The organism is Lysobacter enzymogenes (assembly GCF_023617245.1).
In the GTDB taxonomy this organism is placed as follows: domain Bacteria; phylum Pseudomonadota; class Gammaproteobacteria; order Xanthomonadales; family Xanthomonadaceae; genus Lysobacter; species Lysobacter yananisis.
Window position 1 is genome coordinate 1,068,079 of record NZ_CP067396.1, and the last position, 14,670, is coordinate 1,082,748.

The following is a 14,670-nucleotide window of genomic DNA, read 5'->3' on the forward strand; positions in this document are numbered from 1 at the left end:
GTCGCAATTTTCGGGCGACTGGCGGCACGTTGGGATGCCCGGCGCGGCGCCGCCGCCGTAGCGGCCGGCGTGGGTGGGGAAGGCGGGCGCCGTGCCTGCGGCTGGCGGCGAGCCGTTGCGCGACGTCGGGCCGACCGAGCGGCTGCCACGCTCACCGTCGCGGCGAGGCCCGCCCTGCCTGGCCGGCGGCCCTGCGGGCCCCAGGCCTTACAATGGCCGCGATGATCCCGACCCCGCCCACCGCCGTCTCGCCCGCCATCCCCGCACCGCAGGTCCGCCTGTCGGTGGCGCCGATGATGGACTGGACCGATTCCCACTGCCGGGTCTTCCACCGCGCCATCGCCCCGCATGCCCGGCTGTACACCGAAATGGTGCATGCCAACGCCGTGATTCACGGCGACCGCGAGCGGTTGCTGGCGATGGATCCGGTCGAGCACCCGGTCGCGCTGCAGCTCGGCGGCAGCGAGCCGGCGTTGCTGGCGCAGGCGGCGCGGATCGGCGCGGATTGGGGCTTCGATGAGGTCAACCTCAATTGCGGCTGCCCGTCCGACCGGGTCCAGGCCGGCCGTTTCGGCGCCTGCCTGATGCGCGAGCCGGACCTGGTGGCCGAGTCGGTCGCGGCGATGATCGGCGCCTGCGCGGTGCCGGTCACGGTGAAGTGCCGGCTCGGCGTCGACGACGAGCACCGTTTCGAGGTGTTTCTCGACTTCATCGACCGGGTCGCCGCCGCCGGCTGCCGCAGCTTCGTCGTGCACGCCCGCAACGCCTGGCTCAAGGGCCTGTCGCCGAAGGAGAACCGCGAGGTGCCGCCGCTGCGCTACGACTGGGCCTACCGGCTCAAGCGCGAGCGGCCCGGCTTGCAGGTGGTGGTCAACGGCGGCATCGCCGACCTGGCCGAGGCCACCGCGCATCTGGAGCATGCCGACGGCGCCATGCTCGGCCGCGCCGCCTACCACGATCCTTACCTGCTGCACCGCCTCGACGTCGCCTGGTTCGGCGGCGCTGAACGCAGCCGCGCCGAGCTGCTGCGCTCACTGCGGCCGTACGTGGAGGCTCAGCTCGAGCGCGGCGTGTTCCTCAAACACATCGCCCGCCACCTGCTCGGGCTGTTCCACGGCGAGCGTGGCGGGCGCGCGTTCCGCCAGATCCTCAGCGAAGGCGCGCACCGGCCGGGCGCCGACTGGGCGCTGATCGAGCGCGCGCTGGCGCTCACCGAATCCTTCGCCGCGCGCGATGCCGCCTGAGGCCGCGGCGCCGGCGCAAGGCCTGTCGCGTCGCCCGATTGCGTACCTGTCTGGGTGGCGCGCTGCGTCCGCGGCGACGCGGTCGCGCCCGGTTCCGCGTACCGAGCGGCCGGGCCGCGATCGCGACCCGGACCTGGGCCCGAGGCGAAGCCCCCAAACGAGCCCGCACCCGAGCCGGAACCCGAGCTGGAACCCGAGCCGATGATCACCCGAGACCCGCACGCCTTCTTCGAGCACGCCCGCGACCTGGCCCCGGACTTCGGCTCGGCCATCGCCCGCGCCGCGTTCCTGGTCGCGCCCGACGGCTTCGCCCGCGCCGAGCAATCGGCCGGCGACAACCGCTACATGGCGCAGGCCCAGGCCTTCGACGCCGGCCGCGCCGGCGCCCAGCACCGCGCCTTGCACCAGGCCCTGTCGCAGGTCCTGCCGACGGTCTGCTTCGCCGGCGACCCCGAGACGCCCGACGCGCTGTTCCCCAACAACGTCTTCGCCACCGCCCGCTCTGCCGGCGCCGCGCCGCGCTATCTGGTGGGGCGCATGCGCCACCCGGTGCGCCAGCGCGAGGCCGCGCGCAGCGATATCCGCCGCTTCTTCGAGGACGTGCTGGGCTACGAGGAAGTGGACCTGTCGCAGCAGCCGCACCCGTGCGAACTGACCGGCGCGATGGTGATCGACCGCTCGCGCGGGCTCGGCTACGCCGGTCTGTCGGAGCGCTGCGACGAACGCGGCGCGGCGCTGATGCACCGGGCCTTCGGCCTGCGCGCCACCTTGCTGTTCGACCTGGCGCAGGGCGAGTACCACACCAACGTGGTGCTGGCGGTGCTGGCCGGACGCGCCGCCCTGGTCAGCCCGGCCGGCTTCGCCGATCCGGCGGTCGCCGCGGCCATCGCCGGGTTCTACGGCAGCCGCGGGATCGTGCTCGACGCCGCCGAGCAGGCCGCCTTCGCCGCCAACGCCATCGCCCTGTCGACGTATACGCTTTGGATGAGCGCGGGCGCGTCCCGGGCCCTGCGCGACGAGACCCGCCAGGCCCTGGCCTCGGCCGGATTCGCGGTGGCGACGGTCGAGCTGGACGCGATCGAAGCCGCCGGCGGCTCGTTGCGTTGCTGCGTCGGCGAGGTGTTCTGAGCATGGCCGGGCGCCGCCGGCCGACCGCACGGCCCCGCTGTGACGCGGGTCCGGGCGGGCTGAATGGCGCCCCGGGGGCGCCGGAAAAGTTCAGATCGGATTCACCGCTGCGTTTCGAAAATGCCGGCACGTCGCTTATTCGCCGCTACATCGTTCCGCTGGGGGCTAGTCCGAACGCCATGCACATCCGCTCCGCCCGCGTCCCGTCGCTGCTGCTCGTCGCCTCGCTGGCGGCCGGCAACGCCTGGGCGCAGCACGACGGCGAGCGCTGGCGCGGCCACGACCGGCGCGAAGGCCAGCAGCAGACCCTGTCCGATTCGGTCCGCCGCTTCGAGAAAGAAAGCGGCGGCGGTCAGGTCCTGAGCGCGGAACGCGTCCCCTTCGACGGCCGCGACGTCAATCGGGTCAAGGTGGTCGATTCCAGCGGCCGGGTCCGGGTCTACATGGACGATCCGCAGCAGCGCGGGCGCCGCGACGACGACCGCCCTACACGCCGCGACGACAACAATAACGACTAACCTTCGCTCCGACGGTCCGCAAAACGATCCTGTCGGGCCGAAATCATCAAGGGAGTGCCCATGCGAATTCTGCTGGTCGAAGACGAAGCGCCGCTGCGCGAGACCCTGGCCGCGCGCCTGAAGCGCGAGGGCTTCGCGGTCGATGCCGCGCAAGACGGCGAGGAGGGCCTGTACATGGGCCGCGAAGTGCCGTTCGACCTGGGCATCATCGATCTGGGCTTGCCGAAGATGTCGGGCATGGAGCTGATCAAGGCCCTGCGCGACGAGGGCAAGAAATTCCCGGTGCTGATCCTGACCGCGCGTTCGAGCTGGCAGGACAAGGTCGAGGGCCTCAAGCAGGGCGCCGACGATTACCTGGTCAAGCCGTTCCACGTCGAAGAGCTGCTGGCCCGCCTCAACGCGCTGGTGCGCCGTGCCGCCGGCTGGAGCAAGCCGACCCTGGAGTGCGGTCCGGTCATGCTCGACCTGGCCGCGCAGACGGTCAGCGTCAACGGCGGCAACGTCGACCTGACCAGCTACGAGTACAAGGTGCTGGAGTACCTGATGATGCACGCCGGCGAGCTGGTCTCGAAGGCCGATCTCACCGAGCACATCTACCAGCAGGATTTCGACCGCGACTCCAACGTGCTGGAAGTCTTCATCGGCCGCCTGCGCAAGAAGCTCGATCCCGACGGCGCGCTCAAGCCGATCGAGACCGTGCGCGGCCGCGGCTACCGTTTCGCCATTCCGCGCAGCGGCGACTGAGCCGCTCGTCCGCCGACCGCGCACGTTGACAGCATTCGCGCGGCGGCGATCCAATAGACCGCCGCTTTCGCGGCGGCATGCCCGCTTCCCGGCCGACACCGCGCCGGCGGCGGTTTCCCCAGTTCGGTCCCAGGAGCAGTTCGGACCCATGCGGCCCGCGCCATCCACCGTAGCGGCGCAGACGGCCGCGACCGCCCGGCGGTCGCCATGAGCTGGGGCCAGCCGCGCTCGCTGCGCGCGCGCCAGTTGCTCGCCGCCAGCCTCGGCCTGCTCGCCTTCCTCGCCCTGGCCGGCGTGGCGCTGGACCGCGCGTTCCTGGAAACCGCCGAGAACAACCTGCGCCAGCGCCTGACCAGCTACGCGCTGGCCTACGCCGCCGACACCGACTTCGGCCGCGGCGGCGAGATCATCCCGCCCTACGACCCGCCGGACCCGCGCTTCGACCGCCCGGGCAGCGGCCTGTACGCCGAAGTGATCCTGCCCAACGATCACTGGGACTCGGTGTCGGCGCAGGGCCCCGTGCTGCCCAACGGCGGCATGCTCAAGCCGGCCGAGGAGTCCTTCGAGGGCCCGCTGCCGCTGACCGAGATCAACGGCAAGCCCGGCGAGGCCTATCGCTACGGGCGCGGGCTGATCTGGAGCGTCGACGGCGATCCCAGGAGCGAGTTCCAGTACACGATCCTGATCCTCGAAGACACCAGCGCGCTGCGCCATCAGGTCGGCGTGTTCCGCCAGGCGCTGTGGCGCTACCTCGGCGGCGCCGGCGTGATCCTGCTGTTGCTGCAGGCGCTGATCATGCAGTGGAGCCTGCGTCCGCTGAAGCGCGTGATCGAGGAGCTCAAGCGGGTGCAGCGCGGCATGGCCTCGCGCATGAGCGAGCGCCACCCGCGCGAGCTGGAGCCGCTGACCGAGAGCATCAACGCCTTCATCGAGAGCGAGCGCGAGAACCTGGACCGCCAGCGCAACACCCTGGCCGACCTCGCCCACAGCCTGAAGACGCCGCTGGCGGTGCTGCGCGCGCGCCTGGACGACGACAGCGGCGCGCAGATGGACAAGGAACTGCGCGAGGACCTGGACCTGCAGCTGCGGCGCATGAACGAGCTGGTGTCCTACCAACTCGCGCGCGCCGCATCCGGCGGCCACGCGCTGTTCGCCGCGCCGATCGCGATCGAGCCGCACGCCGAGGAGATCGTGCGCGGGCTGGAGAAGGTGTACGCGTCCAAGGGCATCCTGTGCGAATTCGATCTCGCCGACGGCGTGCAATTCCACGGCGAGCCGGGCGACCTGCAGGAACTGCTCGGCAACCTGCTGGAGAACGCGTTCAAGTGGGCCAATTCGCGGGTGCTGCTGACGGTCAAGCCCGGCGAGACCGCGGCCCAGCGCCGCCCCGGCCTGCTGCTGGCGGTGGACGACGACGGCCCGGGCATTCCGGCCGAGAAAGTCGCGAAAATCCTGCAGCGCGGCGTGCGCGGCGACGAGCGCGTGCATGGCCACGGCATCGGCCTGGCGATCGTGCAGGATCTGGTGCGCGGCTATCGCGGCACGCTCGACGTCACCGCGTCGGAAGAGCTCGGCGGCACGCGTTTCGAGGTGAAGCTGCCGCCGGGGTTGTAAACGAGGCGTCTTCGGGCGGAAGCGTTTTGGGGCGGCAAGCCTTTCGGGTGCGACGCTTTCCGATCCGTCGCGATGAAGGCTTTGGCGATCTGAGCCGAAAGCGTCGGGGCTGAAGCCCCTCCCACAAAAGTCTTGCTTGCACCGCGATCGCGTAGCGCTCATGTGGGAGGGCCTTCAGGCCCGACGCTTTCCGATCCGCTGCTATGCGGTATCGAGCGGTCTGAGCCAAGAGCTCCGGGGCTGAAGCCCCTCCCACAAAAGGCTTGCTTGCACCGCGATCGCGCAGCGCTCTTGTGGGAGGGCCTTCAGGCTCGATGCTTTCCGATCCGTTGCTGTGCGGTATCGAGCGGTCTGAGCCAAGAGCTCCGGGGCTGAAGCCCCTCCCACAAAAGGCTTGCTTGCACCGCGATCACGCAGCGCTCTTGTGGGAGGGCCTTCAGGCCCGACGCTTTCCGATCCGCCGCGATGAAAGCTTCAAACGGCCTGAGCCAAAAGCATCGCGCCTGAAGCCCCTCCCACAAACGCTCAGGCGAACGGCGATTCGCCGTACAGGCGGCGCAAGTGGTCGGCTACCTGCGGCATCGCCTCGCGCAGCAAGCGCGGATCGCTGAAGTGGTATTCGGTGGCGACCGCGAAGAATTCTTCCGGCGCTTCGCCCGCATACGGGTCGATCGCGACCTCGCGCCCGCTGTCGACCGCTTCGATGAAAGCGTCGTACGCGCTTTGGAAGTCGCGCGCCCATTCGCGCTGCCACGGCCGCGGCAGCGGCGGGGTGCCGTCGAGCGCGCCGTCGAGCGCGTCGAGCTTGTGCGCCATTTCGTGCGCGGCCACGCAGAAGCCCGCGCGCGGGTCGGCGCAGTCGGCGACGACATCGGCCCAGGACAGGATCAGCGGCCCGGCCTCCCAGGATTCGCCGATCAGCTCGTCTTCCCATTCGTGCAGCACGCCGGCCGCGTCGAGGTGGGTGCGGCCGACCCGGAACGCGTCGGGATAGACGATCAGCTGCGACCAGCCGCGCAAGCCTTCGGCGCCGAACTCCAGCAGCGGCAGGCAGCACAGCGCGGCCAGTTGCGCGCGCTGCAGCTCGCCGAGCTCGAACTCGCCGATCGCGCTGATGGTCTTCTCGTGCAGGAAGCGCGCGCTCAACTCGCGCAGGCGCTCGCGCCGCGGCGCGTCCAGGGTCTGCGCCCACGGCACGGCGGCGACGGTGTCGCGCCACAGGGCATCGTCGATGGCGGCGGGGCGCCGCAGCCGGCGCAGGAACTCGAACAAGGGGAAAACCGGCGGAAAGCGGGCGGCGCGCTCAGTTCAGCGGAACATGCCCGGCAGGAAATTATGCCAGCGCGGCGACTGCAGCCGGTTGCCGGCGTCCGAGTCGCTGTGCACGCTCGGCTTGGCCTTGGTGTCGCGCGCGGTCTGCGGCGCGCCACCGTTGCCGCCGCGGGCCTGGGCGCGCGCGGGCGCGTCCTTGGCCGCGCCGCCGGACGAGCAGGCGTCGTTCGGACTCAGCTTGTTGACCTCGCGCGCGCTCGCCTGCGCCACGGCCAGGCTCGCGGACAGGAACAGCAGGCACAGGCAGATCCGTAACATGGCGGAATCCTAGGGGCGGCGCGGCCCGTGGGGCTGCGGCAGTTGCCGACTATAACGCGAAAACCGTACCGAATCCGGCGGCTCAGGCGGCGGCCTATTGTGCGTTGCAGCAAGACGTGGCACGCATTTGCGCCAGACTCGCGTTCATGTCCGCCTCCCGTCCGCCGCTGACCGCCCCGGCCCTGCGCCGGGCCCTGATCGCCGGCGCGCGCCGGGTCATCGCCGGGCGCGAGGCGCTCAACCGCATCAACGTGTTCCCGGTCGCCGATGGCGACACCGGCAGCAATCTGGCGCATACCCTCGGCAGCCTGCTGAACGGGGCGCTGAGCCGGCGCAGCCGGCACATCGGCGAACTGCTCAAGCGGGTCGGCGACGACGCCATCGACGGCGCCCGCGGCAATTCCGGGGCGATCCTGGCCCAGTTCCTGTTCGGCGTGGCCGAGTACGCCCGCGCCCAGCCCGAGCTGGACGCGGCGACCCTGGCCGCGGCCGTGCGCCACGGCGCCGGCAACGCGCGCGCGGCGCTGGCGCATCCGGTCGAGGGCACCATCCTCAGCGTCATCAACGCGTTCGCCGACGCGCTGGACGAGGCCGCGCGCGCCAGCGCCGACGGCGACCCGCGCCCGGGTTTCGCCCGCGCCCTGGCCCAGGCGCGCAGCGCGCTGGCGCGCACGCCGCTGCAGATGGCGGTGTTGCAGCGCGCCGGGGTGGTGGACGCCGGCGCGCAGGGCTTCGTCGACCTGCTCGAGGGCATCGCCGAGTTCGTCGACGGCGGCCCGCGCGCGCTGCGCGTGCGCGGCGCGGGCGCGGCCGCCAACGACGGCTGCGGCGCGGGCCACGGCGACGCGCTGCCGGTCGCGCACGACGCGGTCGATCCGCTGCGGCGCTGGTGCAGCGAATGCCTGTTGCTGGGCGAGAACCTGCCGCGCGAGGCGCTGCGCGACGAACTCGAAGCGCTCGGCGCCGACTCGCTGGTGCTCGCCGGCGGCGCCGCGCGGCTGCGCGTGCACGGCCATGTCGGCTCGCCGCAGTCCTTGTTCGACGCCTGCGCGCGCTTCGGCGCGGTCGAGGGCATGAAGGCCGACGACATGCTGGCGCAGCAGCGCAGCATCGAACACCCGCAGGCGCTGGCGGTGGTCACCGACAGCGCCGCCGATCTGCCCGATGAACTGGCCGAGCGCTACCGCATCGCGGTGGTGCCGGTGCGGGTGTCGGTGGACGGGCGCGATTATCTCGACAAGGCCGGGCTGAGCACGGCCGAGTTCTACCGGCGCATGGCCGCCGGCGCCGACCTGCCGCGCACCAGCCAGCCGCCGCCGGGCGATTTCCGCCGGGTGTTCGATTTCCTCGCCGGCCATCGCCGGCAGGTGTTGTACGTGGGCCTGTCGCGCGCGGTTTCGGGCACGTTGCAGGCCGGCGAGCAGGCGGCCGCGCGCAGCGATGCGCAGCGGGTGCGGGTGTTCGACACCGGCAACGCCGCCGGCGGCCTGGCGCTGCTGGCCTGGCGCGCGGCCGAACTGGCCGCCGACGGCATCGCCCTGGAGGCGGTGCTGGCCGAACTGGAGCGGCTCAAGCCGCTGACCTCGACCTGGGCGATGGCCCGCGATATTTCCCACGCCGTGCGCGGCGGCCGCATCCCGCCGTGGGCCGGACCGCTGGTGCGCTGGACCGGGCTGACCCCGATCGCGCGCATGCGCGCCGACGGCCGCCTGGGCGTGAGCGGCGGCGTGTTCGCCCGCGCCGGCGCGCCGGAAGCTTTCGCCGGCTACATCGCCCGGCGTACCTCGCGCCGGCAGCGCTGGCGCGCCATCGTCGGCCATTGCGACGCGCGCGCCGACGGCGAGCGCCTGCTCGAAGCGCTGCGGCGGCGGCTCGACCTGGAGCAGGCGTTCCTGGTCGAGACCGGGCCGGCGCTGGGCGCGCACGCCGGGCGCGGCGCCTTGCTGGTGTCGCTGCAGCCGGTGCCCGGCGCGGTGTGAGCGCTCCTGTGGGCGGGCTCTCAGGCCCGATGCTTTTGTTTTCGGTTCGCGGCGATCCGACCGGAAAGCGTCGGGCCTGAAGGCCCTCCCACAGGAGCGCAATTCCCGCCGCCTCCCGCATAATCCGCGCCATGCCGTTTTCCGATCTCGCGCCCTCGTTGTCCGCCACCCTCGCCGAACCGCGCTCGCTGGCGCTGTTCGCCGCGGCGTACGCGCTGGGCTCGGTGTCCGGCAGCCTCGTCCTGGGCAAGCTGCGCGGAGTCGACATCCGCACCCAGGGCAGCGGCAACGCCGGCGGCACCAACGCGCTGCGCACCCAGGGCGCGCGTTTCGCCCTCGGCGTGGTCGCGATCGACATCGGCAAGGGCGCGCTGGCCGCGTGGCCGGCGCTGCGCTACGCGCCGCTCGGCGACGGCCTGTCGGTCACCGCGCACGGTTACCTGGCCGCGTTCGCGGCGGTGCTGGGCCACGTCTGGCCGCTGTGGCACGGCTTCCGCGGCGGCAAGGGCGTGGCGACCCTGGTCGGCGGCCTGTTGGTGCTGTGGCCGTTCGTGACGCCGGCGCTGCTGCTGGTGTGGGGCGCGACCATCGCCCTGAGCGGCTACGTCGGCCTGGCCAGCGTGATCGCCGCGCTGAGCCTGCCGTTGCTGGCCTGGTACAGCGACGCCGACGCGCCGCGGCTGTGGTTCTGCGTCGCCGCGGCGGCGCTGGTGCTGTTCACCCATCGCGGCAACCTGGCGCGGCTGCGCGCCGGCACCGAATCGCGCTTCTCCCGGGCGCGGTTGCTGCATCGCTGGCGCCGGGGCTGATGGACGATCGCGCGCTGTTGCAGCGGCTGATCGCCGGCCCGGCCACCGGCGATGCGCTCGCCGCGGCCTCGGGCCAGACCCGCGCCGCGGTGTGGAAGCGGATCGAAGCGCTGCGCGAGGCCGGGGTGGCGATCGAAGCCAAACCCGGACGCGGCTATGCGCTGTCGCAGCCGCTGGACCTGCTCGACGCGGCCGCGATCGAAGCGGCGCTGTCGGCGCCGGCGCGCGCGCGCCTGGATTCGCTGGACGTCGCCTGGAGCATCGATTCGACCAACAGCGAACTGCTGCGCCGGGCCACGCCCGCGCGCGGCGCGGCGGTGCTGCTGGCCGAACGCCAGACCGGCGGCCGCGGCCGTCGCGGCCGGGTCTGGGCCTCGCCGCTGGCGGCGCACCTGTACCTGTCGCTGGCGCGCGCCTTCGGCGGCGGGCTGGCGCGGCTGGGCGGGCTGAGCCTGGTCGCCGGCATCGCCGCGGCGCAGGCGCTGCACGCGCTCGGTTTCGCCGCGGTGCGGCTGAAATGGCCGAACGATCTGGTCGCGCTGGACGGCGACGTCCTGCGCAAGCTCGGCGGATTGCTGGTGGAAGGCGGCGGCGAATACGCCGGGCCGGCGCGCGCGGTGATCGGCCTGGGCCTCAACGTGCGCATGCCGGCGGCCGCGGCGGCGCAGATCGACCAACCCTGGTGCGATCTGGTCATGCTGGCCGAACTGGCGGGCGCGCGGCCGCCGACCCGCGACGCGGTCGTGGCGGCCTTGTTGGACGCGCTGTTGCCGGCGCTGGACGAGTTCGACGCGCAAGGACTGGCGCCGTTCCTCGACCGTTATGCCGCGTTCGACGCGCTCGCCGGGCAAGCGGTCGGCGTGCTCGGCAGCGATCGCGAGCACCGCGGCGTGGCGCTGGGACTGGCCGACGACGGCGCCCTGCGCGTGCGCCTGGACGATGGCGAGGAACGCCGCTTCCACGCCGGCGAAGTCAGCGTGCGCCGCGGCGGAGCGACGCGTTGAACGCCTGGCTGTTCGACCTCGGTAACACCCGGCTCAAGTGCGCGCCGCTGCGCGCCGACGGGCGTCCCGGCGACGCGCTGGCGCTGCCGCATCGCGAAGAGGACATCGCCGCCGCGCTGGCGCAGGCGCTGCCGCGCGAGCGCATCGACGTCGCCTACCTGGCCAGCGTCGCCCATCCCGCCCAACGCATGGCCGTGCTGCAGGCGCTGAGCGCGCGCTGCGGCCGCATCAGCATCGCCCGCACCCAATCGCGGTTCCGCGCCGAGGGCTTCGGCGAGGTGCGCATCGCCTACGCCGAGCCGCGCAAGTTCGGCGTCGACCGTTTCCTCGCGCTGCTCGGCGCGCACGCGCACGCGCGCGGCGCGAGCTTGATCTGCGGCGTCGGCACCGCCTTGACCATCGACCTGATCGACGCCGACGGCCTGCACCACGGCGGTTTGATCGCGCCGTCGCCGACGCTGATGCGCGAAGCGCTGCACGCGCGCGCGCCGCAGTTGCCCGAGCACGGCGGCCGCGCGCTCGACTTCGCCGCCGATACCGAGGACGCGCTGGCTTCCGGCGCCGACGGCGCGGCGATCGCGCTGATCGAACGCAGCCTGGCGCGCGCGGCGGATCGCCTGGGCGCGCCGCCGCGGCTGTTGCTGCACGGCGGCGGCGGCGAGGCGCTGATGGCGGCGCTGCCGACGGCGCAGGCCGCGCCCGCGCTGGTGCTCGAAGGCCTGGCGATCTGGGCCGCGGTCGAAACTCCGCGCTGAGCGCGGCAGGCTAGAATCCCGGCATGCTCATTCGCGCCCTCATCGTCCTGTTGGCCGCTCTCAACATCGGCGTCGCCGCGTGGTGGATCGCGCGTCCGGCGCCGCCCGCGCCGGTCGCGGAAACCCTGCCGCCGGGCGTGGCCCGGTTGCAATTGGTCGACGAGGGCAAGCGCGTTGCGGCGGCCAAGCCGGCGCTGGCGGCCGGCGCGGCGGGGCAGGGCCAGCCGCTGCAAGCGCGGTCGCTCGATGGGGCGAGTGCCGGACTCGAGCCTGGCGACGCTAAGCCGGCGGACAGCAGCGTCGCGCCAGCCAAGCCGGGCGAAAACAACGCCGGCGAAAGCAAAGCCGGTGAGAGCAAAGCCGGTGAGAGCAAACCGCTCGCAGACGAAACCGCCGCCGTGCCGCCGCCGCCCGCACCGGCGGTGCCGACCGCGAAGCCGCAGTGCTTCAGTGTCGGCCCGTTCGCCGATGTGGCTGCCGCCGACGCGGCGCGCGCCAAGCTCGTGCCGCTGGCGCAGAAAGTGTCGAGCCGCACGCTGTCGGGCGGCGGCAATTCGCGCGGTTGGCGGGTCTATCTGCCGGCCGCCAGCGCCGAGACCGCGCAGGCCACCGCGCAACGCATCCGCGCGGCCGGCTTCAACGATCTGTTCGTGATGAGCGGCGCGGAGGCCAACGCGATCGCGCTAGGCCGTTTCCGCAACGAGGAATCGGCGCGCAAGCGCGGCGCGGAACTGGCCGCGGCCGGGTTCGCGGCCAAGGTCGAGGCGCTCGGCGAAAGCAACGGCCAGGTCTGGCTCGATGCGGCCACGGTCACCTCCAAGGGCGAAGCCCTGCGCGTCGCCGCCGGCGCGCAACGTTGGCGCGGCATTTCCTGCGACAAGGTGCGCTGAGCGCCGCCGCGGTGCTCGGCTTGTCCCGCGGCCGCGCCGGCGCGATACAATGGCCCGGCCGGCGCGCGCAGCGTCGCCGGTCCCGCGTTTCGCTGCCGCTTTAGCTCAGTTGGTAGAGCACTCGCCTTGTAAGCGAGCGGTCGTCCGTTCGATTCGGACAAGCGGCACCACGTGAATCCGAGTAAAAACAACCGCCCGGCCGCACCATCCGAAGGTCGCTCGCGATCCGGGCCAACGCCGCGAACGCCGTGAACGCCAGGCTCTTGCGCGTCGCATCCCCGCCGCGTCCGCCAGCCGCCTAGCCCGGACTCGCGCCCAAGACGCCGCTCATCGCGCGATACCCGCTGCGCATCCCCAGCGAAACCAACGCGCATCTCACTTCAGCCTTTGCCGTCCCGGCCGCTCCGCGGCGCCACCATGGCCCGCTCACTGCGCAGCCTCTAAAATGCCCGCATCGTCGGCGGCCGCAACGGCCCTGTTGCGGCGATCGCGCGGTGCCGCCGGCACTGGCGCGTTCACCTAACGATGCCGCGCCGTGGCTAGTCCGGCGCGGCGCAGAGGACATTCGCATGAGTCGCACTTATCCCCTCGTTTCGCTGATCGGCGCGCCGACCGACGTCGGCGCCGGCCACCGCGGCGCGCGCCTGGGGCCCGAAGCGCTGCGCATCGCCGGTCTCGGCGAGGCGCTGGTCGCGCGCGGCGTCGACGTGGTCGATCGCGGCAATCTCGACGGCCCGCGCAATCCGTGGCAGAAGCCGGTCGCCGGCTACCGCCATCTGGCCGAAGTGGTGGCGTGGAATCGTGCGGTGATGGATGCCGTCGGCGCGGAACTGCGCGTCGGCCGCCTGCCGATCCTGCTCGGCGGCGATCACTGCCTGGGCCTGGGTTCGATCACCGCGGTCGCGCGCTATTGCCGCGACACCGGCAAGCAACTGCGCGTGCTGTGGCTCGATGCGCACGCCGACTTCAACACCAGCCAGGTCACGCCCTCGGGCAACATCCACGGCATGCCGGTGTCGTGCCTGTGCGGCATCGGTCCGGAAGAGCTGACCCGCCTGGGCGGCGATGCGCCGGCGATGCGGCCCGACGAGATCCGCCAGATCGGCATCCGCTCGGTCGATCCGGGCGAGAAGCAGCTGATCCAGCAGCACGGCCTGGACGTCTACGACATGCGCTACATCGACGAGATCGGCATGCGCCGGGTCATGGAGGAGGCGCTGGAGGGCGTGGACGAGAACACCCACCTGCACGTCAGCTTCGACGTCGACTTCCTCGACCCCAGCATCGCGCCGGGCGTGGGCACCACGGTGCCGGGCGGTCCGAACTACCGCGAGGCGCAGCTGGTGATGGAAATGATCGCCGACAGCGGCCGGCTGGGCTCGCTCGACATCGTCGAGCTCAACCCGATACTGGACAAGCGCAACCGCACCGCCAAGCTGGCGGTGGACCTGGTCGAGAGCCTGTTCGGCAAGTCGACCCTGATGCGTGACTGAGGCGCCGGCGCGCGGATGAATCGGCGCTGACGGAGGCCGCTGCACGCCGGCTTCACGTTCGCTCGCGTCTTATCCGGACCCAGGACGCGGCCGCTGGCGCGGCCGATTCGCTATCCGCAACGACGACCCAAGGAGTTCCCATGAAGCGTTTGACTGCCCTGCTGCTGCTGGCCCTGTTCTCGATCGGCTCCCTGACTGCGTGCAACACCATCGCGGGCGCGGGCAAGGACGTGAAGAAGGCCGGCGAGAAGGTCGAAGAGAAGGCCGAGGACGTGCGCGACGGCAAGTAACGCGCGCCGGGCTCCTGACGAGCGACGACGAAGGCCGGGGCGACCCGGCCTTCGTTTTTTTGTGCCTGTCTTTCTGGCGGCTTGCGCCGCGGGTCGCGATCGCGGGCTGAAGGATTCAAGGCGTTCATCGAGGTCAAGCAGCGGCTAACGCAATCGTGACCGTTCGCGAATGCGTCCGCTGCGAAGCTGTCCTGGCGATACCGGCCGATGGCGAGCGCATCGCTGCGAGTGCGAAGCGCGACGCGGGCCGCGAGGTTTTCCCCCAACCAGGAGTGGAACGATGAACAAAGACATCATTGCCGGCAAGTGGACCCAGCTCAAGGGCAAGGCCAAGGCCAAGTGGGGCGATCTGACCGACGACGTGTTCGATGTCGCCGAAGGCAATTCCGAATATCTGGCTGGCAAGCTGCAGGAGCGCTACGGCTGGGAACGCGATCGGGCGGAGAAGGAAGTGCGCGAGTTCGGCGAGACGTTGAACTGAATGCTTTATCCGGTTTCAGTGCGTTGAATTGCGCGCGTTGGTCCGGGGGCGGGACGGCGGGCGAAGGTACCCGCCGTTCCGTTCGCGGCCGTAGCGGTGTTGGGTCGCGGCTGTGGAGTGGGGACGGTAGG

16 protein-coding genes and 1 tRNA gene are annotated in these 14,670 nt (G+C 72.0%); 15 read left to right on the forward strand and 2 right to left on the reverse strand.

Features of this window, described 5'->3' with window-relative positions; translation table 11 throughout:
* Positions 1–221 precede the first annotated feature (221 nt).
* From dusA to JHW41_RS04605, 5 genes are all read left to right on the forward strand, one after another.
* The gene (gene dusA / locus JHW41_RS04585; protein WP_250449194.1) at positions 222–1,244 is read left to right on the forward strand and encodes a tRNA dihydrouridine(20/20a) synthase DusA; all 1,023 of its coding nucleotides are present in this window, start codon (positions 222–224) and stop codon (positions 1,242–1,244) included.
* Between the two features lie 201 nt (positions 1,245–1,445).
* A complete protein-coding gene (locus tag JHW41_RS04590; protein ID WP_250449195.1) occupies positions 1,446–2,372 on the forward strand; it encodes an arginine deiminase-related protein in 927 nt (308 codons plus the stop codon).
* A 179-nt stretch (positions 2,373–2,551) separates the two neighbouring features.
* Positions 2,552–2,890 carry a hypothetical protein gene (locus JHW41_RS04595; RefSeq protein ID WP_057948978.1) on the forward strand — a complete coding sequence of 113 codons (339 nt, stop codon included), beginning with the start codon at positions 2,552–2,554 and terminating at the stop codon, positions 2,888–2,890.
* Positions 2,891–2,950: 60 nt separating this feature from the next.
* On the forward strand, positions 2,951–3,634 hold the full coding sequence (locus JHW41_RS04600; protein ID WP_031372686.1) for a response regulator transcription factor: 684 nt from the start codon (positions 2,951–2,953) through the stop codon (positions 3,632–3,634).
* A 207-nt stretch (positions 3,635–3,841) separates the two neighbouring features.
* A complete protein-coding gene (locus JHW41_RS04605) occupies positions 3,842–5,248 on the forward strand; it encodes an ATP-binding protein (protein WP_057948977.1) in 1,407 nt (468 codons plus the stop codon).
* A 525-nt stretch (positions 5,249–5,773) separates the two neighbouring features.
* On the opposite strand, the gene JHW41_RS04610 is transcribed toward JHW41_RS04605, so the two are convergent.
* Together JHW41_RS04610 and JHW41_RS04615 are read right to left on the reverse strand one after the other, a co-directional pair.
* A complete protein-coding gene (locus JHW41_RS04610) occupies positions 5,774–6,520 on the reverse strand; it encodes a zinc-dependent peptidase (protein ID WP_250449196.1) in 747 nt (248 codons plus the stop codon).
* A gap of 36 nt (positions 6,521–6,556) precedes the next feature.
* Positions 6,557–6,838 carry a hypothetical protein gene (locus tag JHW41_RS04615; protein WP_057948975.1) on the reverse strand — a complete coding sequence of 94 codons (282 nt, stop codon included), beginning with the start codon at positions 6,836–6,838 and terminating at the stop codon, positions 6,557–6,559.
* Between the two features lie 146 nt (positions 6,839–6,984).
* On the opposite strand from JHW41_RS04615, the gene JHW41_RS04620 reads away from it, so the two are divergent.
* From JHW41_RS04620 to JHW41_RS04660, 10 genes are all read left to right on the forward strand, one after another.
* Positions 6,985–8,817: a DegV family protein gene (locus JHW41_RS04620; RefSeq protein ID WP_250449197.1), complete on the forward strand. Its 1,833-nt coding sequence runs from the start codon at positions 6,985–6,987 to the stop codon at positions 8,815–8,817.
* A gap of 6 nt (positions 8,818–8,823) precedes the next feature.
* Complete coding sequence (locus tag JHW41_RS26370) at positions 8,824–8,940, forward strand: DUF6053 domain-containing protein (RefSeq protein WP_428995627.1); 117 nt, start codon at positions 8,824–8,826, stop codon at positions 8,938–8,940.
* A gap of 8 nt (positions 8,941–8,948) precedes the next feature.
* Positions 8,949–9,626, forward strand: coding sequence for a glycerol-3-phosphate 1-O-acyltransferase PlsY (plsY, locus tag JHW41_RS04625; protein ID WP_250449198.1), 678 nt, complete (start codon positions 8,949–8,951; stop codon positions 9,624–9,626).
* On the forward strand, positions 9,626–10,630 hold the full coding sequence (birA, locus tag JHW41_RS04630) for a bifunctional biotin--[acetyl-CoA-carboxylase] ligase/biotin operon repressor BirA (protein WP_250449199.1): 1,005 nt from the start codon (positions 9,626–9,628) through the stop codon (positions 10,628–10,630). Before plsY ends, birA begins: the two co-directional genes overlap by 1 nt.
* A complete protein-coding gene (locus JHW41_RS04635) occupies positions 10,627–11,385 on the forward strand; it encodes a type III pantothenate kinase (protein WP_250449200.1) in 759 nt (252 codons plus the stop codon). Before birA ends, JHW41_RS04635 begins: the two co-directional genes overlap by 4 nt.
* Positions 11,386–11,408: 23 nt before the next feature.
* Complete coding sequence (locus JHW41_RS04640; RefSeq protein ID WP_250449201.1) at positions 11,409–12,275, forward strand: SPOR domain-containing protein; 867 nt, start codon at positions 11,409–11,411, stop codon at positions 12,273–12,275.
* 94 nt (positions 12,276–12,369) lie between these two features.
* A tRNA-Thr gene (locus JHW41_RS04645) sits at positions 12,370–12,445 on the forward strand.
* A gap of 399 nt (positions 12,446–12,844) precedes the next feature.
* Positions 12,845–13,768: an arginase gene (gene rocF, locus JHW41_RS04650; RefSeq protein ID WP_123649464.1), complete on the forward strand. Its 924-nt coding sequence runs from the start codon at positions 12,845–12,847 to the stop codon at positions 13,766–13,768.
* A gap of 140 nt (positions 13,769–13,908) precedes the next feature.
* Positions 13,909–14,058, forward strand: coding sequence for an entericidin A/B family lipoprotein (locus tag JHW41_RS04655; RefSeq protein WP_057948968.1), 150 nt, complete (start codon positions 13,909–13,911; stop codon positions 14,056–14,058).
* 280 nt (positions 14,059–14,338) lie between these two features.
* Positions 14,339–14,539 carry a CsbD family protein gene (locus tag JHW41_RS04660; protein WP_057948967.1) on the forward strand — a complete coding sequence of 67 codons (201 nt, stop codon included), beginning with the start codon at positions 14,339–14,341 and terminating at the stop codon, positions 14,537–14,539.
* The last annotated feature ends 131 nt before the right edge of the window (positions 14,540–14,670 follow it).

Coding starts and splice junctions, on each gene's coding strand:
- dusA (WP_250449194.1), top strand. CDS start 222: ATGATCCCGACCCCGCCCACCGCCGTCTCGCCCGCCATCCCCGCACCG.
- JHW41_RS04590 (WP_250449195.1), top strand. CDS start 1,446: ATGATCACCCGAGACCCGCACGCCTTCTTCGAGCACGCCCGCGACCTG.
- JHW41_RS04595 (WP_057948978.1), top strand. CDS start 2,552: ATGCACATCCGCTCCGCCCGCGTCCCGTCGCTGCTGCTCGTCGCCTCG.
- JHW41_RS04600 (WP_031372686.1), top strand. CDS start 2,951: ATGCGAATTCTGCTGGTCGAAGACGAAGCGCCGCTGCGCGAGACCCTG.
- JHW41_RS04605 (WP_057948977.1), top strand. CDS start 3,842: ATGAGCTGGGGCCAGCCGCGCTCGCTGCGCGCGCGCCAGTTGCTCGCC.
- JHW41_RS04615 (WP_057948975.1), bottom strand. CDS start 6,838: ATGTTACGGATCTGCCTGTGCCTGCTGTTCCTGTCCGCGAGCCTGGCC.
- JHW41_RS04620 (WP_250449197.1), top strand. CDS start 6,985: ATGTCCGCCTCCCGTCCGCCGCTGACCGCCCCGGCCCTGCGCCGGGCC.
- plsY (WP_250449198.1), top strand. CDS start 8,949: ATGCCGTTTTCCGATCTCGCGCCCTCGTTGTCCGCCACCCTCGCCGAA.
- birA (WP_250449199.1), top strand. CDS start 9,626: ATGGACGATCGCGCGCTGTTGCAGCGGCTGATCGCCGGCCCGGCCACC.
- JHW41_RS04640 (WP_250449201.1), top strand. CDS start 11,409: ATGCTCATTCGCGCCCTCATCGTCCTGTTGGCCGCTCTCAACATCGGC.
- rocF (WP_123649464.1), top strand. CDS start 12,845: ATGAGTCGCACTTATCCCCTCGTTTCGCTGATCGGCGCGCCGACCGAC.
- JHW41_RS04655 (WP_057948968.1), top strand. CDS start 13,909: ATGAAGCGTTTGACTGCCCTGCTGCTGCTGGCCCTGTTCTCGATCGGC.
- JHW41_RS04660 (WP_057948967.1), top strand. CDS start 14,339: ATGAACAAAGACATCATTGCCGGCAAGTGGACCCAGCTCAAGGGCAAG.